This is a genomic window from Allobosea sp., from assembly GCF_017308075.1.
Taxonomy (GTDB): domain Bacteria; phylum Pseudomonadota; class Alphaproteobacteria; order Rhizobiales; family Beijerinckiaceae; genus Allobosea.
Map to the genome: position 1 here is coordinate 1 of NZ_JAFKFX010000056.1, position 16,701 is coordinate 16,701.

The following is a 16,701-nucleotide window of genomic DNA, read 5'->3' on the forward strand; positions in this document are numbered from 1 at the left end:
GGCGCTCGGCAGCCAATGGCTGGGGATGCTCTCATGACCTGGCAGGGCTTCACCGCCGGCTTCATCGCCGCGCTCGTCATGATGCTGATGGTCCGCGCCGCGCTTTGGGTCGCGACCTCGCGCAAGATCTCCGACGCCATGGAAGCCGATATGGGCGGGAGGTGAGGCATGACGCGTACGCCGGTCCAGCCCGTCTTCGTCGACCGCAAGACCGCAGCAGAGTTGCTGATGATCAGCGTCGAGACCTTCGACGTGTGGGTGCGTTCAGGGTTCTTGTCGCAGCCTCAGATTGACCGCGGACAGATCATGCGGTGGCATTGGCCTTCGCTCGAGGCGAAGCTTGCGCACTTCAGCGCTGAACCCGCGCACTCTGACCCGTTCATGGAAAACATTGCCGATGTCTTCGGGAAAAAAGCGAAGGGCCGCAATCGTGCCGCTGCCTGAAGGGGTGTTCCGCATCAAGAAGCCGACCGGAAAGGTGTACTTTTACCATCAGGCTGGCCGGCATCTCGATAAGGCCCTTCGCGGCCCGCTCACTCGCATCCCTTACGAGCCTCGCGAGGCTCAGTTCTGGTCGTTCTGCGAGGAATTGAACGGCAAGAGCGTGGCGCCGAAGAAGGGGACCTTCACGGCAATCATCGAGCTCTACAAGGCGTCGTCGAAATGGGCGAGCTTCAGCCCGAAGACGCAGAACGTCTATGACTACTATCTCGGCCTGATCAAAAAGGCTTGGGGCGGCCAGATTGCCGAGGACCTGACGCCGGCGGCAATCTCAGCAGCGCGGGATGCTCTGGCCGCGACCGCGCCTGTCTCAGCCAACCTGCTCGTGCGCGTGCTCCGCGCCATGTGCACTTGGGCGGTAGGTGATGGGCATATGACGCGCAACCCGGCGCGAGATGTTCCGCAAGTCGAGACACAGGTCGAGACCACCGAGCCGTGGCCGGAAGCTGTGTGGATCGCCGTCGTCAAGCACGGGCCATCTGATCTGGCACGGCTCGCCTATCTCGGCCGCGCCACCGGCCAACGCGTTGGAGATCTGGTCAAATTCTGGCCTGCCATGCGCCGAGGCGACGGTCTCGACATCAAGATTAGCAAGCTCCGCGGCAAGAAGCACTTCCTGCCGCTCTCCGCGGCGCACCTCAAAGAGATCGACGGCTGGAACGTTGGCGAGATGACGCCCTACCTGACGAAGCCTGACGGCAAGCGTCACAATGAGGCGTCGATCCGCTACCGCCTCCGGACCTGGCTCGCTGACAGTGCTCCCGACAGCATCCGAGGAGCTGACGTCAGCCCGCACGGTCTGCGCGCCCTCGCCTGCTGCGACGCCCGCCTCGCTGGCAGGACGCACCAGGAGATCGCGGCCCTGTTCGGCATGTCGATCCAGATGGTCGAGCGCTACACCAGGCACATCGATCAGGAGGCGCTGGCACGCAAAGCGCGCTCCGGAATGGACTAGAGAAGGAACACCGGCTGCAAACTTTCTCTAATCGATCTGCAAACCAGATCACGAAAACCCCGATAGAATAAGGCCCGACAGCGATGAGGACGTTAACCCGGTATTAGGGTTAATCGGGCATGAATCATCGCCGAGCCTGCCGCACTCTCTGTCGGCGGCTGTTCGGAGAGTCATCGATGCGTGCTGCATCTATCGCCGCCCTCACCCCGGTCGTCGCGATGGCCTGTGCGCTCACGCTGCCGCAGGCGGCGCAGGGCGCCGACTATCTCAGGGGCTCGCAGATCGAACAGCCGATCGAGGCGCCCTCCTTCGGTGCCGGCGCTTTCGACTGGTCGGGCTTCTATTTCGGCGGCTTCGCCGGCCAGAGCGAAACCGAATTCGAACCGGGGCCCGGTCTGCCGGACCTCGCCCGCTCCGCTTTCCGCAACACGGCGCTCGGCCAGGCCGTCGATATGGGCCAGTTCGTCGTCGACCAGGGAGCGCGGCGCGACAGCGGCACCAATTTCGGCGGCTTCCTCGGCTATAATTACCTGTTCGGCGATGTCGTGCTCGGACTCGAGGCGGATTATACGCGCGCCGACCAGGGCTATGGCTTCCGCGACTTCATCGCGCGCCGCACCACCGCCGGCGGCCAGACACTCGACTGGTCGATGGACACCAAGCTCGGGGCGCGGCTGCACGACTATGCCACGGCACGCCTGCGCATGGGCTACGCCTATGGGCGGATCATGCCCTTCGCCACCATCGGTGCCGCCTTCGGCCGCTTCGACGCCTATTCGACGATCGATGCGACGGCCGCGATCGTCACCAACGCCAACACCGCGACCGAGACATCACGCATGGCGGCAGGCTATCCGCTGCGCGTCGGCGTCGCCCGCAAGAACATCTGGGGCTTCGGCATGGCGTTCGGCGCCGGCGTCGACTGGGCCGTGACCGACAATCTCCTCCTGCGCGCCGAATACCAGTATATCGGCTTCGGCGAGGTCGAGGGCACGAGTACGACGGTCAACACCGGACGCATCGCGGCCGCCCTGAAATTCTGACGCAACCTACGGATCGCAAAAAAGGGCCGCAGCTCAGCTGCGGCCCTCTTGCTTTTGCGCGTACCCCGCAGGCCGATGGCGGCCTATTCGGCCGCCTCGACCTCGGGACGGGCCCGTCCGGAACGCTCGCGCTTGACCAGTTCGGCGACGAGGAAGGCCATCTCCAGCGCCTGCTCCGCGTTGAGGCGCGGATCGCAGAAGGTGTGATAGCGATCGTTCAGATCGGCGTCGGTCATGCCGCGGGCACCGCCCGTGCATTCGGTGACGTTCTTGCCGGTCATCTCCAGATGCAGGCCGCCGGCATAGGTGCCCTCGGCCTGATGGACGGCGAAGAAGTTCTTCACCTCGGAGAGGATCAGGTCGAAGGGCCGGGTCTTGTAGCCGCTCGCCGCCTTGACGGTGTTGCCGTGCATCGGATCGCAGGACCAGACGACATTGCGCCCTTCCCGCTTGGTGGCGCGCACCAGGGCCGGCAGATGGTCGAAGACCTTGTCGGCGCCGAAGCGGGCGATCAGCGTCAGGCGGCCGGGCTGGTTCTGCGGATCGAGCGCGTCGATCAGCTTGAGCAGCTCGTCCGGCTTCAGCGACGGCCCGCATTTCAGGCCGATCGGATTGCGGATGCCGCGGAAGAACTCTACATGGGCATGGTCGAGCTGGCGCGTGCGGTCGCCGATCCAGAGCATATGGCCGGAGGTGTCGTACCATTCGCCGGTGGTCGAGTCGGTGCGGGTCATCGCCTGCTCATAACCGAGCAGCAGCGCCTCATGGCTTGTGTAGAACTCGGTCGAGCGCATCTCGGGATGCGTTTCCGGGTCGATGCCGATGGCGCGCATGAAGTCGAGCGCCTCGGTGATGCGCTGCGCGACCTCGTCATAGCGGCCCGACTGGGGGCTGTCCTTGACGAAGCCGAGCATCCAGCGATGCGCGTTATCGAGATTGGCGTAGCCGCCGGACGCGAAGGCACGGATCAGGTTCAGCGTCGCCGCCGACTGGCGATAGGCCTCGAGCTGACGGCGCGGATCCGGAATCCGGGCCTCGGCCGTGAACTCGTTCTCGTTGATGATGTCGCCCTTGTAGCTCGGCAGCTCGACGCCGCCGATCGTCTCGGTCGGGGCCGAGCGCGGCTTGGCGAACTGGCCGGCGATGCGCCCGACCTTCACCACCGGCGAACCGCCGGCGAAGGTCAGCACCACCGCCATCTGCAGGAAGAGCCGGAAGAAATCGCGGATGTTGTCGGCCGAATGCTCGGCGAAGCTCTCGGCGCAGTCACCGCCCTGGAGAAGGAAGGCCTCGCCGGCCGCGACCTTGCTCAACGCCCGTTTGAGCTTGCGCGCCTCGCCTGCAAAAACGAGCGGCGGAAAGCCGGCGAGCTGCTGCTCAACCGCCTTCAAGGCTGCCTGGTCCGGATATTCCGGCATCTGCTGGACGGGCTTTGCCCTCCAGCTCTCGGGCGTCCACCGCTCGGACATCATAGTGCTCCTGATTTCACAAATCGCGCCTGCGTTAACCTCTTTTGAAGCGCGAAGGCCGGCCTATACACCCCAAGACCGCCGCTGACCACCGCTACGGCAACGAGCAAGCCAGAACTTCAGCGCCCGACCGGCGAAAAACCGCGTGCCGGCAAGCGCCTCACGCCTTCGGCCACGATCGCGGTCGGACCTGCGGGCCATGAGCTCAACCCGCCCGGGGACCGCCTGCGGCGGTGCCGGGCCAGACAAGGACGATCCGCCCATGCCCAAGCGCAGCGTTTCCTCGGACCGCGTCTACAAGAGCCGGCTGCCCTTCGCCCAGGCCACGATCGCCGGCGACTTCATGTTCGTCTGCTGCGTCGGCGCGGATCTGCAGGGGAAATACGCCATCGGCGATGCAAGGCGCCAGACCCAGCAATGCATCGACAACATCAGGGCCCTGCTCGAAGAGGCCGGCGCGAGCCTGAAAGACGTGGTCAAGTGCACCGTCTATGTCACCGACCGCGCCTATTGGGAGCCGATGAACGAGGTCTATTTCGCGAATTTCGCCGAGGAGCCACCGCACCGGGTCTCCTGCATCGTCAACGGGCTGGGCTCGCCCGACTGCCTCGTCGAGATCGACGCCACCGCCTATCTCGGCAAGGCAGGCTGAGCGCGAGGCCCGGCGCGCCGCGTAGGCTCAGCCGTCGCGCGCTTCCTTGAGCAGCCAGTCGCGAAACAGGCGGATCTTGCGGGCGTTGCGGCGCCTGGTCGGATAGGTCAGCCAGTAGTCCTGTCCGTCGCGCAGCATCACGTCGAAAGGCTGGACCAGCACGCCCTGGTTCAGCTCCCGCCGAAAGAAGGCCGGCTGCGCCATCACCGCGCCGTTCCCGGCCAGCGCAGCCGTGACCTCGAACTGCTGCACGACGAGATCGATCCGCGCTTCACCAGCCTGGTCCGCCGAGGCCCCCGCCGCGGCGAACCAGCTGGCCCAGGATTTCGGGCAGCCGAAACGCGGCACCGCCAGCAGATCCAATGGCTGCGCCGCGCCACCGAGATGCCGGAACAGCCCCGGGCCGCAGAGCGGGGTGTATTCATTGGTCATCAGCCAGTGCGCCTCCAGCCCCGGCCATTGCCCGCTGCCGCGCCGGATGACGACGTCACAATCGTCGACCTCCGGTTGGCGCTGGCTCACTTGAGGAACCAGCCGGATGGCGAGACTGGGATTGGCGCACTGGAACAGGCCGAGCCGTGGAGCCAGCCAGTTCGCGGCGATCGTCGGCAGCGCCTGTACCGAAAGCACGCCTTCGGCCGTCTCGGTGACGGCAGCGAAGGCGCCGCGCAGGCCGTCGAACGCATCGGTCACCGAAACGCCCAGCCTTTCCCCAGTCTCGGTGAGGACGACGCCGCGCGGCCGGCGCCGGAACAGCGGCGCGCCGAGCCGCTCCTCCAGGAGCTTGATCTGATAGCTCACCGCAGCCTGCGTCATGCCGAGCTCGGCTGCAGCCAGGGTGAAGCTGCCATGCCGCACCGCCGCCTCGAAGGCCCGCACGGCACTGAGCGGCGGCAGGCCGATCGCCAGATCAGACATCAGCTGTCCTTATGCGTCAGACATGAAATCCGGTTTGTCCGCGGCGCCCTCGATCGGCATTCCCTAGCGAAAGATCGACTTTCCCGGGAGCCGAACGATGACGGCCGAAACTAGCAGAAAAAACGGATATGTCAGCCTTATGCCGCCCCTGAAGCTGCATTGGCCCCGTTTCCTGAGGCGAACACAGGGAAACAGGGTCACGCTGGACGCACGCCTCGACCCGGAAGGGCTGAGCGCTCACATGAGCCGCGACATCGGCCTGAACGACGCAAGCCTGCTTTATGACAGCAGGCGCTCGGACCGCGAGCCGTGAGGCCACGCGCGAACCGCCGAAGCGCTCATCGCGAGGCGCAAGCAAAGCGCGCGTCGTGAACGAGCGGGCTTTTGGACGGTTTCGCGCGCCCTCAGAGCGCGCTCTTGCGGGCCGTGCGCATGGTGACGAGTTCCTCCGCGGCGCTCGGATGCAGAGCGATGGTGCGGTCGAAATCGGCCTTGGTCGCGCCCATGGTCACGGCGATGGCGACGGCCTGGATGATCTCCCCCGCATCATGGCCGAGGATGTGGACGCCCAGCATCCTGTCGGTCTTCGCATCGACCACGAGCTTCATGTAGATGCGTTCCTGACGGCCCGAAATCGTCGCCTTCATCGGCCGGAAACCGGCCTCAAAGACGCGCAGTTCATGGCCGGCAGCGACTGCCTGCTGCTCGGTGAGTCCGACGGTGCCGATCTCCGGCGTGGTGAAGACCGCCGAGGCGACGATGCTGTGGTCGGTCGTCCAGGGCTTGCCGCCGAAGGTCGTGTCGGCAAAGGCGTGGCCCTCGCGGATCGCGACCGGGGTCAGGTTGATCCGGTTGGTGACGTCGCCGACCGCATGGATCGAGGGCACGCTCGACGCCGAGCCCTCGTCGACCAGGACCTGCCCGATCGGCCCGAGCTTCACGCCCGCCGCCTCGAGCCCGAGTCCCGTCGTGTTGGGCCGGCGGCCGGTGGCGACCAGAACGACATCGGCATCGATCGGCTCGCCACCGGTGAAATGGGCGCGGCGCGTGCCATCGGCCAGCAACTCGATGCGGTCGATGGTGCAGCCGAGCCTGAAGGTGATGCCGGCATGGGCGAGCGCTTCGCGCAGGCGGGTGCGGATATCCTCGTCGAAGCCGCGCAGCACGTTGTCGCCACGATGCAGCACGGTGACGGCGACGCCGAGCCGCGCGAAAAGGCTGGCGAATTCGAGCGCGATATAGCCGCCGCCGACGACCAGAAGGCGGCGGGGCAATTCCGGCAGATGGAAGATCTCATTGGAGGAGATCCCGTATTCGCCGCCCGGGATCGGCGGGTCGAAGGCCGGGTAACCGCCGGTGGCGACGAGGATATGGCGGGCCCGGACGGGCTTGCCGCTGCGCTGCAGCCTTACGGTGTGCGCGTCCTCGATGACGGCACGCTCCTCGTGGATCTGGACCAGCGCCGCTTCCAGCCCCTTGCGATAGAGTCCGGAGAGCCGGCCGACCTCGTTGGCGACGGCATCGCGCAGGGTCGGCCAGTCGAATTCCGGCTTGCCGAGCTTCCAGCCGAAGCCGGCGGCATCCTCGAACTCGTCGGCGAAGCGGCTGGCATAGACGAAGAGCTTCTTCGGCACGCAGCCGCGGATCACGCAAGTGCCGCCGATACGGTCCTCCTCGGCGATCGCCACGCTGGCGCCGTGGCCGGCGGCGATGCGGGCGGCGCGGGTCCCCCCCGAGCCGGCACCGATGACGAAGAGGTCGACGTCGAACGCGCTCATGTCCTGTCCTCGAGATTTCGCATGTCTATGGGAGCAGCGGCGAACAGCAGCGCCGCAAGGGTCAGGACGGCGATCCACCAGCCCTGCCAGGCGCCATGCGCGACCACGACGATCGCGAAGCAGCCGGCGAAGAAGGCGGCAGGCATCGCCGACCGCGGCGGCGGCAGCCGTCTCAAGCGAGCGAGCAGCAGCAAGCCGGCCACCAAGAGCAAGGCGGCTCCGACGAGGCCGGTATCGACCCAGGCCTGCAACGGGGCGCTATGGGGATGGCCGATCGCCAGCATCGCCCGGCGCGGAGGCGAAATGGTCTGCGCGACCGGATCCTGGTCCAATGTCGCGGCGGCGTTGAAGCCGTAGCCGCGCAACGGCCGCAGCATCGCCGCCTCGCCGAAGGTCTCCCAGATGTCGATGCGGACCTCGTGCGAAGGCTGGAGATGGCTGCGCAGGGAGGCCGGCAGCTGCGCCTCCAGTGTCGGCCCGATCGCCGGGGCGAGCGCCATGGTGGCCAGGAAAGCGGCCGCCGTCGCGGCGAGCATCAGCCGCGGCGCTGCGGCAAAGACGATCCCGGCCACGACCATCACGACGAGGCCGAGCTTGGCCGCCTCGCTGTCGGAAGCGAAGACCAGGGTCGCGACGACGAGGCCGAGCAGGCAGGCCAGGACGCGGTCGCGCCTTGCCCCTTCGCGCCAGAGGCGGTCGATCACCGGAACCGCCAGGACGAGGCAGGTGAGCGCGGCGCGGTTGAAGTAGAAGCTCTCCTGGCGCCGGTCGAGGGCGAGCCATTTGCGCAGCGCAAACTCGGTGGCGAATTCGTAATAGAGCAGGCAGGACGCCAGGATCACCGTGACCGCGAGCACGCGCATGAAGCGCCGGGAGGGAGTGAAGGCGCCGCTCGCCACGATCGTCAGCCCCGCGAGCAGCGGCAGCACGAATTCGCCCCACATCCGCAGGCCGGCCGCCGGGCGATGGCTCCAGCCCGTGCTGACCAGGGCCCAGAGCGCGAAGCCCAGCACCAGAACCCCGATCGGCGCGCGCAGCAACGGCGCAACGCCACGCCACAGCCCACCGACGCCGCCTCGCGTCAGCCCCGCCACAAGAAAAGCAAGCGCCGCCAAGCCGAGAAACAGCGGCGCGGAGCGCGTCGCGGCCCACATGGCGAGAGGAAGGGCGGCGAGCAGACCATGGCCGACCGCGGCGGCGGCTCCGGCAAGGGGGGTGCCCGTCGCCACGGGAGAAGCAGATCGAGACATCGGCGTGCTCTTACGCCATCGCGCCGGCGCGCAACAGGGGCGTCCGGCGACGTCGTGAAAGACCTTGACTTGGGATTGATCAATCAGGCGCAATTGACCGACCGGGCGACGCGATGTCACAGGCAGGCGCCTACAACATTTTGCGCGGAACGGCCGCGCGCGGGAGGTAGAACATGCTGACAGCCATACTGAAGCGCGGCGCCGTCACGGCGGTCGCGCTCGCCGGCCTGACCACGGCCGCCTTCGCCCAGCTCGAACTTAAGATCATGGCTCCCGCAGCGCCCGGCGGCGGCTGGGACGGCACGGCCCGCTCGATGCAGCAGGCCCTGACCGCGTCCGGCATCGCCAAGAGCGTCCAGGTGACCAATGTCACCGGCGCCGGCGGCACGATCGGCCTCGCCCAGCTGATCGGCGCCAAGGGCGACGGCCACCAGCTGATGGTCAACGGCTTCGTCATGGTCGGTGCGATCCTGCTCAACAAATCGCCGGTCAACCTGACCCAGGCCACGCCGATCGCGCGGCTGACCGCCGAGGCGCTGGTCATCGTCGTTCCCGCCGACTCGCCGATCAAGACCGCCAAGGATCTCGCCGAGCGCGTCAAGGCCGACCCGGCCAAGGTGACCTGGGCCGGCGGTTCGGCCGGCGGCGCCGACCACATCCTCGCCGCGCTCTTCGCCGAGGCCGCCGGCGGCGATCCCAAGAAGATCAACTACATCCCGTTCTCGGGCGGCGGTGAGGCGCTGGCCGCCATGCTCGGCGGCCGGGTCACGGCCGGCATCTCCGGCTATGGCGAGTTCGAAGGCCAGATCAAGGCCGGCAAGCTGCGCGTGATCGGCGTCAGCGCGAGCAAGCGCCTCGACAATGCCCCCGACGCGCCCACCCTGAAGGAAGGCGGCGTCAATCTCGAGCTGCTGAACTGGCGTTCGGTCGTGGCGCCTCCCGGCCTGACCGACGCGCAGAAGGCGACGCTGTCCGGCGCCATCGACAAGATGGCGAAGTCGAAGGAATGGGCCGAGATTCTCAAGGCCCGCGGCTGGGACGACGCCTATCTCGCCAGCGCCGAGTTCGACGCCTTCCTGAAGGCCGAGACCGTGCGCGTAGAGAAGGTGATGCGTGATGTCGGCATGGTGAAGTAAGCCGATTCTGTTCGACCGGCGGGCGGCAGCGCCGCCCGCCCTTTCCTGCTCCCGCTCGACGGCAAGCCCATGTCCCGCACAATCGACCGCCCTGCCCTCGTCGTCGGGCTGCTCCTGCTGGCCGCGGCGGCGATCGTCGCCTTCGACGCCTCGCGCCAGACGATCACCTCAAATTATGGCGTCGGCCCGACCGCGATGCCCTATGTCGTCTGCGCCGGTCTCGTCGTGCTCGGCCTCGCGCATCTCGTCGTGGCCTTCAAGGAAGGGCTGCCGAAGCCGGAGGTGGCCGATGTGCGGGCGCTGCTCTGGATCGGCGGCGGGCTCGCCGGGCTGATCGCCTGCATCGCGTTGGGCGGCGGCTTCATCATCGCCACCGCGATCCTGTTTTCCTGCACGGCACGCGGCTTCGGCCGCGACGCGTTGCCGGCCGACATCGCGATCGGCCTCGTGCTCGGCAGCGCGATCTATCTGCTCTTCCTCAAGCTCCTGACCCTGTCGCTGCCGGCCGGGCCGCTCGAACGGCTGCTGGGCTGAAAGGCGCATCCGATGGACACCCTGCTCTCCCTCGCCAACGGCTTCTCCGTCGCCTTCGAGCCCTCCAAGCTGCTGTTCTGCCTGATCGGCGTGTTCCTCGGCACCGCCGTCGGCGTGCTGCCCGGCATCGGGCCGGCGCTGACGGTCGCCCTGCTGCTGCCGGTGACCTTCAAGCTCGATCCGGCCGGCTCGCTGATCATGTTCGCCGGCATCTATTACGGCGGCATGTATGGCGGCTCGACGACCGCGATCCTGCTCAACGCACCCGGCGAGAGCGCTTCGCTGGCGACAGCGCTCGAAGGCTCGAAGATGGCCAAGGCCGGGCGCGGCGGGCCGGCGCTCGCCACCGCCGCCATCGGCTCCTTCGTCGCCGGGCTGATCGCCACGATCGGCCTTGCCTTCCTCGCGCCCTGGCTGGTCGAGCTCGCGATCAAGTTCGGGCCCTGGGATTATTTCGCGCTGATGATCGTCGCCTTCGTCACGGTCTCGGCGACCTTCGGCGACTCGCCGTTGCGCGGCCTGACCAGCCTGTTCCTCGGCATGCTGCTCGGGCTCGTCGGCATCGACAAGCTGACCGGACAGGCGCGCCTGACCTTCGGTGTTCCGGAACTGCTCAACGGCATCGAGGTGACGACGCTCGCTGTCGGCCTGTTCGCGGTCGGCGAGGCCTTCTACGTCGCCTCGAAGCGCTGGCGCGAGCCTGAGGAGATCATCCCGATCAAGGGCTCGCTCTGGATGACGAAGCAGGACTGGAAGCGCTCCTGGGCGCCCTGGCTGCGCGGCACCGCCTACGGCTTCCCGATCGGGGCGCTGCCGGCCGGCGGCGCGGAGGTGCCGACCTTCCTGTCCTATTCGACGGAGAAGAAGCTCTGCAAATATCCCGAGGAGTTCGGCAAGGGCGCGATCGAGGGCGTCGCCGGGCCTGAGGCCGCCAACAACGCCTCAGCCGCCGGCACGCTGGTGCCGCTGCTGACGCTCGGCCTGCCGACCTCGGCGACCGCCGCGATCATGTTGGCCGGCTTCCAGCAATATGGGCTCAACCCCGGGCCTTTGCTCTTCGCCGAGAAGCCGGACCTGGTCTGGGGCCTGATCGCCTCGCTCTTCGTCGCCAACGTCATGCTGGTGATCCTGAACCTGCCGCTGATCGGGCTCTGGGTCCGGCTGCTGGCGGTGCCGCAGCCCTGGCTCTATGCCGGCATCCTGGTCTTCGCGACCATGGGCACGCTCGCGGTCAATCCCTCTCCGGTCGAGCTCGGCATGCTCTTCCTCTTCGGCTATCTCGGCTATCTGATGCGCCGCTACGACTATCCGGTGGCACCAATGGTGGTCGGCCTGATCCTCGGGCCGATGGCGGAAGCGCAATTGCGACGCGCCTTGCAGATCAGCCTCGGCGACCCGATGATCCTGCTCGAAAATCCGGGCTCGGCGACATTGCTCGGCATCGCCTTCATCGCGCTCGTCGCTCCCTTCGTGATGAAGGGGCTGAACCGGTTCAAGGCGGCGGAGGATTAGGCACCCCGGCCCTGTCGCCGGCACTTGCGAAACCAACAAAAAACCGCCGGTGCTGCCACCGGCGGTTTTGTTTCTGCAACGATGCTGGTTCGCTCAGAGCTGGTGGCCGCGCTTGCGCATCTCGGCATAGAAGCGGTCATAGAGCAGGTTGCTGGTCGCCACGCTCCAGGGCTGCAGCAGGGTATAGATCTCGTCGATGACCTCGGGCCGGAACGAGTTGTAGCGCTGGCCGACCGGCGAGTTGAAGAAGGCCGCGACCTCCTTGAGATCGGCCTCGGTCATCTTGCCGGCGAAAGCGCGCGCCGAGGTGTCGACGATCTCGCCGCGCTTGGCTTCGGCATCGTCCTTGAGGCTGGCAAGGACGTCTTCGATGTCCTTCTTCAGCTCGGGGCGGGTCGTGCCGACGCTCTGGCGGACGCCGGCGACGAACTCAGTGTAGATCGAATCGAAGGACTGGGCGAGCCCCGACGAGACGACGACCTCGCGAGCTGCCTTGAGATGCTCGGGGCTCGGCCCCTGCTGCGCCGAGGCAGGCGCGACAAACAGCGCCAGCGAAAGGATCGCGCCGGCAAGGCTGTGACGGATCATGCAGGTTTCCCCTTTGTCGAAGCGCGCGCGATCAGACGCGCCGCATGCGGCGGTGCACGGACCGACACACCAGTGGCCGCTCTTAGAACATGTCCAGCCAAAGTGGAAACCACTTTTGCTGGACATGTTCGCTGCCCGGGCATTGCCGGGAAAACGGGCGCGAACGTGGCGACGAGCGACTTCAGTCGCGCTGCGCCGCGATGTCCCCAAGTATCTGCACGCCCTCGGGCCGCGCGATGAAAGCCGCCGTCGCCAGGCCGATGAACAGGCCGCTCTCGACCACGCCCGGCACCTGATTGAGCAAAGCCGCAAGCCGCTCGGGATCGGCGATGCTGCCGAGATGGGCGTCGAGAATGAAATGGCCGCCATCGGTCAGGAGGGTCGTCCCGTCCGGCCGCTTGCGCAGCACGAGCTCGCCATTCGCGCCCGAAGCGGCGATGGCCGCCGCGACTGCCCGCCTGGTCGCCTCGAGCCCGAAGGGCACGACCTCGATCGGCAGCGGAAAGCGTCCGAGGGTTCCGACCAGCTTGCCGGCATCGGCGATCACCACCATGCGCCTCGAGGCCGCCGCGACGATCTTCTCGCGCAGCAGGGCGGCGCCGCCGCCCTTGATGAGCCGGAGCTCGGCATCGACCTCATCGGCGCCGTCGATGGTCAGGTCGAGTTCCGGCGTCAGATCGAGGGTCGACATCGGAATGCCGAGGCTCTCGGCCTGCGCCTGGGTCGCTTCCGAGGTCGCGACGCAGATGACCTGCAGGCCCTGCGCGACCCTGGCGCCGAGGCCGTCGACGAAGAGCTTCGCAGTCGAGCCGGTGCCGAGGCCGAGCCGCATGCCGGGCGCGACCAGCGCGAGGGCCGCGTCGGCCGCCGCCTTCTTCAGAGCGTCGCTCACGCGCCGAGCCCTCCCATCAGCATGTACTTGATCTCGACGAACTCATCGATGCCGTGCAGCGAGCCCTCGCGGCCGAGGCCGGATTCCTTGACGCCGCCGAAGGGGGCGACCTCGGTGCCGAGCATCGCCGAATTGATGCCGACCATGCCGTATTCGAGCTCCTCGGCGACGCGGAAGGCGCGGCCGAGATCCCGGGTGTAGAAATAGGCGGCCAGGCCGAAGGGCGTGTCGTTGGCGAGCGCGACGACCTCGTCCTCGTTCTTGAAGCTGTAGACCGGCGCGACCGGGCCGAAGGTCTCCTCGCGCGTCACCAGCATCCTGGTGGTCACGCCCGACAGCACGGTCGGCTCGTAGAAGCTGCGGCCGAGCGCATGGCGCTTGCCGCCGGTCACGACCCTGGCCCCGCCCGCCACCGCGTCGGCGACGTGACGCTCGACCTTCTCGACCGCGCGCGCATTGATCAGCGGCCCCTGGACGACGCCGACCTCGACGCCGTTGCCGACCTTCATCTTGGCGACCTCGCCGGCGAACTTCGCCACGAACGCGTCATGGATGCCCTCCTGCACGAAGAGCCGGTTGGTGCAGACGCAGGTCTGGCCCATATTGCGGAACTTGGCGGCGAGCGCGCCGGCCACCGCCGCATCGAGATCGGCATCGTCGAAGACGATGAAGGGCGCATTGCCGCCGAGCTCGAGCCCGACCTTCTTCACGGTCGAGGCCGCCTGCTGCATCAGGAGCTTGCCGACCGGGGTCGAGCCGGTGAAGCCGATGAAGCGCACCGCCGGATGCGAGGTCATCACGCCGCCGATCGCGACAGCATCACCGGTTACGACGTTGATCACGCCCTTGGGGAAGCCGGCGCGCTCGGCGAGTTCGACCAGTGCCAGCGCAGTCAGCGGGGTGTCCGGCGCCGGCTTGACCACGAAGGTGCAGCCCGCCGCGAGGCCGGGCGCGCATTTGCGGGTGATCATCGCCGCCGGGAAGTTCCAGGGCGTGATCGCAGCGCAGACACCGACCGGCTGCTTCTGCACGATGATCCGCGAATTCGGGAAGGGCGAGGGAATCGTCTCGCCATAGATGCGCTTGGCTTCCTCGGCGTAGAACTCGACGAAGGAGGCGGCATAGGCGACCTCGCCGCGCGCCTCGGACAGGGGCTTGCCCTGCTCGGCCGTCATGATCTGCGCCAGATCCTCCTGGTTCGCCATGATCAGCTCGAACCATTTGCGCAGGATCGCCGAACGCTCCTTGGCCGACTTCTTCGCCCAGGGCTTGAAGGCGCGTGCCGCAGCCTCGACCGCGGCGGTCGTCTCATCGGCGCCGAAGCGCGGCACTTTCGCGAGAACCTCGCCGGTCGCCGGATTGTCGACGACATCGGCGCCTTCGCCGATCCAGGCACCGTCGACATAGCACTGCGAGCGAAAAAGCGACGGGTCGTTGAGCTTGAGCATGGCAGGCCTCGGACATTGCGGAGGGAATGCCAGGCGCTCTAGCATGCGGGCACCGGGCTTGCCGACAGCAAAAAACCCGCATCAGACGCATGGGCGCCCGGCAGAAGCCGTCCAGCCGGGCCGAAATGCCCGCTATTTCGCCTGCGGCGTGCAGACCACCTTGTCGTCGAAGACGTAGCAGATGCTCATCTCGCCGGTTCGGACGTTCGCCCGGAAAATGCCGCCTTCGCGCTCATGCCGCGAGGGCACGAGAACATAGTCGCTCGGCGGCTGAGGGCCCGCCCCCTCGCCGGCCGGGAAGCAGGCGGTGACGCCGATCCCGCCCTCCTTCAGCTGGAACTGGCAGGCGCCGACCTCACCGGTCGCCTTGTCGACCCGGTAGACGCGGTTGAGATCGGTCTGCGGCGCCGGGGCGAACTCGAAGGGGGCGGCGAAGGCGGGAGCCGCCAGAAACGCCGCGGCGCAGCAGGCGAGCGGGAGCGCTCGGCCAAGCCTGCGCTTCGGATTTTCCGAGATCTTCGACACCACTGCGACCCTTCCGACGATTCGCCCGCAGACTATCATGCTGGCCAGCCGGGATGAGCCTGCCAATTTGCCGGGCACGCCAATGTGAGCAGAAGAGGCCCGGTGTCGGCCTGCCCTTGCCAAGCCGCAGCCGAAGGCCTTTAAGCCGAGCAACGCAGCCACAGAGATCGCCATGTCCCTGCCTCCCATCGTCGTTTTCGACCTCGACGGCACGCTCGCCGAAACCGCCCCCGACATCATGCGCACGCTCAACGTCATCCTCGAACGCGAGGGATTGCCGGCGCTGCCCGTCGAGCGGGCCCGCGAACTGGTCGGCGCCGGGGCGCGCGCCTTGCTCGAGCGCGGCTTCAAGGTCAGCGGCCGCCCGCTCGGGCCGGAGAAGCTCGAAGTGCTGTTCGAGGATTTCCTCTCGATCTACGCCGAGGCGGTCGCGCCCAACAGCTTCCTGCACGACGGCGTCATCGGCGCGCTCGACACGCTCGCCGCGGAAGGCTTTGTCTTCGGCGTCTGCACCAACAAGCCGATCCTGCACACGCGGCTGATCCTCGACCATTTTGCGATCACCGACCGTTTCGCGGCGATCGCCGGGCGCGACAGCTTCCCCTTCTTCAAGCCCGATCCGCGCCATCTCACGCAGACCGTGGCCCAGGCCGGTGCCGACCCCGCCCGCGCGGTGATGATCGGCGATTCTCGCACCGACATCGACACCGCCCGGGCCGCCGGGCTGCCGGTGATCTGCGTACCGTTCGGCTATACCGACGTGCCGATCGAAAGCCTCGGGCCGGACCGCGTGATCCAGCATTTCGACGCGCTACCCGACGCCGTGCGCCAGGTGCTCGCCTAATCTGCTGTCCCGGCAGGTTCGATGGCGCGACCACTGTCGGAAACCGACTGCTAACCATCTGGATTGACTGAGGAATGCGCTCTCTAGACGCCCTCGGGGCGCTCGGGCAGGATCCCGGGCGCTACGGGGGATGCGTCTAAAATGAGAATTGCCTTTGTCCTGGTCGCGGCCGCCCTGGCCGGCTGCGCGAGCGCGCAGGCGACACGCACCTCACAGAACACGCTCCAGATCGATGCCGGCGCGGCGCCCGAATGCGGCGCGCAGGGCGCCGCCCGCGTGGCTGCCAAAAGCGCGGCGATCGAGACGCTGCGCGCCGGCTATGACCGCTACATCATCACCGGCGGTCAATCGCAGAACAATGTCTCGACGACGCGCATGCCGGGGCGCTTCCAGACGACCGGCGCCATGTCCGGCGGCGTCTATCGCACGACGACGACCTATGTGCCGGGGCCGACGGTCACAACCGGCTCGCATGACCGGTCGCTGAGCGTCGTCATGTTCCGGGAGGGCGAACCCGGCGCCGAGGAGGCCGTCGACGCCCGCGAGGCCCTCGGCCCCGAATGGCAGGATCTCGTCAAGAGCGGTATCCGGAGCTGTCTCTAGGCCCAGCTGGGTCGCCGCGCGTCCGTTCGGACGCGGTCACGGCGATCTATCTC

General features: G+C 67.4%; 18 protein-coding genes. 10 read left to right on the plus strand and 8 right to left on the minus strand.

Annotation, left to right across the window (positions count from 1 at the left end):
* Positions 1-168: 168 nt before the first annotated feature.
* From J0J10_RS25765 to J0J10_RS25775, 3 genes are all read left to right on the plus strand, one after another.
* Positions 169-444 (plus strand): hypothetical protein, encoded by a 276-nt coding sequence (locus J0J10_RS25765; protein ID WP_291650338.1) that lies wholly within the window; start codon positions 169-171, stop codon positions 442-444.
* Positions 431-1,456, plus strand: a complete 1,026-nt coding sequence (locus J0J10_RS25770) for a site-specific integrase (protein WP_291650340.1) — start codon at positions 431-433, stop codon at positions 1,454-1,456. Before J0J10_RS25765 ends, J0J10_RS25770 begins: the two co-directional genes overlap by 14 nt.
* Before the next feature lie 176 nt (positions 1,457-1,632).
* The gene (locus J0J10_RS25775; RefSeq protein ID WP_291642750.1) at positions 1,633-2,499 is read left to right on the plus strand and encodes an outer membrane protein; all 867 of its coding nucleotides are present in this window, start codon (positions 1,633-1,635) and stop codon (positions 2,497-2,499) included.
* Between the two features lie 83 nt (positions 2,500-2,582).
* On the opposite strand, the gene J0J10_RS25780 is transcribed toward J0J10_RS25775, so the two are convergent.
* Positions 2,583-3,968, minus strand: a complete 1,386-nt coding sequence (locus J0J10_RS25780; protein WP_291650341.1) for a class II 3-deoxy-7-phosphoheptulonate synthase — start codon at positions 3,966-3,968, stop codon at positions 2,583-2,585.
* A 262-nt stretch (positions 3,969-4,230) separates the two neighbouring features.
* Between J0J10_RS25780 and J0J10_RS25785 the strand changes: the two genes are divergently transcribed.
* Positions 4,231-4,620, plus strand: a complete 390-nt coding sequence (locus tag J0J10_RS25785; protein WP_291650343.1) for a RidA family protein — start codon at positions 4,231-4,233, stop codon at positions 4,618-4,620.
* A gap of 27 nt (positions 4,621-4,647) precedes the next feature.
* Here the strand turns inward: J0J10_RS25785 and J0J10_RS25790 are convergent, their stop codons facing one another.
* Positions 4,648-5,538: a LysR family transcriptional regulator gene (locus J0J10_RS25790; protein WP_291650344.1), complete on the minus strand. Its 891-nt coding sequence runs from the start codon at positions 5,536-5,538 to the stop codon at positions 4,648-4,650.
* Between the two features lie 97 nt (positions 5,539-5,635).
* On the opposite strand from J0J10_RS25790, the gene J0J10_RS25795 reads away from it, so the two are divergent.
* Positions 5,636-5,851: a hypothetical protein gene (locus J0J10_RS25795; protein WP_291650345.1), complete on the plus strand. Its 216-nt coding sequence runs from the start codon at positions 5,636-5,638 to the stop codon at positions 5,849-5,851.
* A 91-nt stretch (positions 5,852-5,942) separates the two neighbouring features.
* On the opposite strand, the gene gor is transcribed toward J0J10_RS25795, so the two are convergent.
* The gene (gene gor, locus J0J10_RS25800) at positions 5,943-7,316 is read right to left on the minus strand and encodes a glutathione-disulfide reductase (RefSeq protein WP_291650346.1); all 1,374 of its coding nucleotides are present in this window, start codon (positions 7,314-7,316) and stop codon (positions 5,943-5,945) included.
* Positions 7,313-8,566 carry an O-antigen ligase family protein gene (locus tag J0J10_RS25805; protein ID WP_291650347.1) on the minus strand — a complete coding sequence of 418 codons (1,254 nt, stop codon included), beginning with the start codon at positions 8,564-8,566 and terminating at the stop codon, positions 7,313-7,315. Before J0J10_RS25805 ends, gor begins: the two co-directional genes overlap by 4 nt.
* A 173-nt stretch (positions 8,567-8,739) precedes the next feature.
* Here J0J10_RS25805 and J0J10_RS25810 point away from each other — a divergent pair, with 173 nt between their 5' ends.
* The 3 genes from J0J10_RS25810 to J0J10_RS25820 all read left to right on the plus strand — a co-directional run bounded on the left by J0J10_RS25810 (position 8,740) and on the right by J0J10_RS25820 (position 11,748).
* A complete protein-coding gene (locus J0J10_RS25810; protein ID WP_291650349.1) occupies positions 8,740-9,702 on the plus strand; it encodes a Bug family tripartite tricarboxylate transporter substrate binding protein in 963 nt (320 codons plus the stop codon).
* A gap of 69 nt (positions 9,703-9,771) precedes the next feature.
* A complete protein-coding gene (locus J0J10_RS25815) occupies positions 9,772-10,236 on the plus strand; it encodes a tripartite tricarboxylate transporter TctB family protein (protein WP_291650351.1) in 465 nt (154 codons plus the stop codon).
* Positions 10,237-10,248: 12 nt separating this feature from the next.
* Positions 10,249-11,748 carry a tripartite tricarboxylate transporter permease gene (locus J0J10_RS25820; RefSeq protein ID WP_291650353.1) on the plus strand — a complete coding sequence of 500 codons (1,500 nt, stop codon included), beginning with the start codon at positions 10,249-10,251 and terminating at the stop codon, positions 11,746-11,748.
* Positions 11,749-11,841: 93 nt separating this feature from the next.
* Here the strand turns inward: J0J10_RS25820 and J0J10_RS25825 are convergent, their stop codons facing one another.
* The 4 genes from J0J10_RS25825 to J0J10_RS25840 all read right to left on the minus strand — a co-directional run bounded on the left by J0J10_RS25825 (position 11,842) and on the right by J0J10_RS25840 (position 15,126).
* Positions 11,842-12,336, minus strand: a complete 495-nt coding sequence (locus J0J10_RS25825; protein ID WP_291650355.1) for a DUF2059 domain-containing protein — start codon at positions 12,334-12,336, stop codon at positions 11,842-11,844.
* 181 nt (positions 12,337-12,517) lie between these two features.
* Positions 12,518-13,228: a ribose-5-phosphate isomerase RpiA gene (rpiA, locus tag J0J10_RS25830; protein WP_291650357.1), complete on the minus strand. Its 711-nt coding sequence runs from the start codon at positions 13,226-13,228 to the stop codon at positions 12,518-12,520.
* Positions 13,225-14,676 carry an NAD-dependent succinate-semialdehyde dehydrogenase gene (locus J0J10_RS25835; protein WP_291650359.1) on the minus strand — a complete coding sequence of 484 codons (1,452 nt, stop codon included), beginning with the start codon at positions 14,674-14,676 and terminating at the stop codon, positions 13,225-13,227. Before J0J10_RS25835 ends, rpiA begins: the two co-directional genes overlap by 4 nt.
* A 132-nt stretch (positions 14,677-14,808) precedes the next feature.
* Positions 14,809-15,126 carry a hypothetical protein gene (locus J0J10_RS25840; RefSeq protein WP_291640667.1) on the minus strand — a complete coding sequence of 106 codons (318 nt, stop codon included), beginning with the start codon at positions 15,124-15,126 and terminating at the stop codon, positions 14,809-14,811.
* A gap of 247 nt (positions 15,127-15,373) precedes the next feature.
* Between J0J10_RS25840 and J0J10_RS25845 the strand changes: the two genes are divergently transcribed.
* Both J0J10_RS25845 and J0J10_RS25850 read left to right on the plus strand, forming a co-directional pair.
* Positions 15,374-16,045: an HAD family hydrolase gene (locus J0J10_RS25845; RefSeq protein ID WP_291650361.1), complete on the plus strand. Its 672-nt coding sequence runs from the start codon at positions 15,374-15,376 to the stop codon at positions 16,043-16,045.
* Positions 16,046-16,186: 141 nt separating this feature from the next.
* Positions 16,187-16,648 carry a hypothetical protein gene (locus tag J0J10_RS25850; protein WP_291650363.1) on the plus strand — a complete coding sequence of 154 codons (462 nt, stop codon included), beginning with the start codon at positions 16,187-16,189 and terminating at the stop codon, positions 16,646-16,648.
* Positions 16,649-16,701: the final 53 nt, after the last annotated feature.

Bases quoted from the DNA above. Each gene is read 5' to 3' on its own strand.
- J0J10_RS25795 (WP_291650345.1), top strand. From the start codon at position 5,636: ATGACGGCCGAAACTAGCAGAAAAAACGGATATGTCAGCCTTATGCCG.
- J0J10_RS25790 (WP_291650344.1), bottom strand. From the start codon at position 5,538: ATGTCTGATCTGGCGATCGGCCTGCCGCCGCTCAGTGCCGTGCGGGCC.
- J0J10_RS25775 (WP_291642750.1), top strand. From the start codon at position 1,633: ATGCGTGCTGCATCTATCGCCGCCCTCACCCCGGTCGTCGCGATGGCC.
- J0J10_RS25835 (WP_291650359.1), bottom strand. From the start codon at position 14,676: ATGCTCAAGCTCAACGACCCGTCGCTTTTTCGCTCGCAGTGCTATGTC.
- J0J10_RS25780 (WP_291650341.1), bottom strand. From the start codon at position 3,968: ATGTCCGAGCGGTGGACGCCCGAGAGCTGGAGGGCAAAGCCCGTCCAG.
- J0J10_RS25815 (WP_291650351.1), top strand. From the start codon at position 9,772: ATGTCCCGCACAATCGACCGCCCTGCCCTCGTCGTCGGGCTGCTCCTG.
- J0J10_RS25810 (WP_291650349.1), top strand. From the start codon at position 8,740: ATGCTGACAGCCATACTGAAGCGCGGCGCCGTCACGGCGGTCGCGCTC.
- J0J10_RS25825 (WP_291650355.1), bottom strand. From the start codon at position 12,336: ATGATCCGTCACAGCCTTGCCGGCGCGATCCTTTCGCTGGCGCTGTTT.
- J0J10_RS25785 (WP_291650343.1), top strand. From the start codon at position 4,231: ATGCCCAAGCGCAGCGTTTCCTCGGACCGCGTCTACAAGAGCCGGCTG.
- J0J10_RS25765 (WP_291650338.1), top strand. From the start codon at position 169: ATGACGCGTACGCCGGTCCAGCCCGTCTTCGTCGACCGCAAGACCGCA.
- J0J10_RS25805 (WP_291650347.1), bottom strand. From the start codon at position 8,566: ATGTCTCGATCTGCTTCTCCCGTGGCGACGGGCACCCCCCTTGCCGGA.
- J0J10_RS25845 (WP_291650361.1), top strand. From the start codon at position 15,374: ATGTCCCTGCCTCCCATCGTCGTTTTCGACCTCGACGGCACGCTCGCC.
- J0J10_RS25820 (WP_291650353.1), top strand. From the start codon at position 10,249: ATGGACACCCTGCTCTCCCTCGCCAACGGCTTCTCCGTCGCCTTCGAG.
- gor (WP_291650346.1), bottom strand. From the start codon at position 7,316: ATGAGCGCGTTCGACGTCGACCTCTTCGTCATCGGTGCCGGCTCGGGG.
- J0J10_RS25850 (WP_291650363.1), top strand. From the start codon at position 16,187: ATGAGAATTGCCTTTGTCCTGGTCGCGGCCGCCCTGGCCGGCTGCGCG.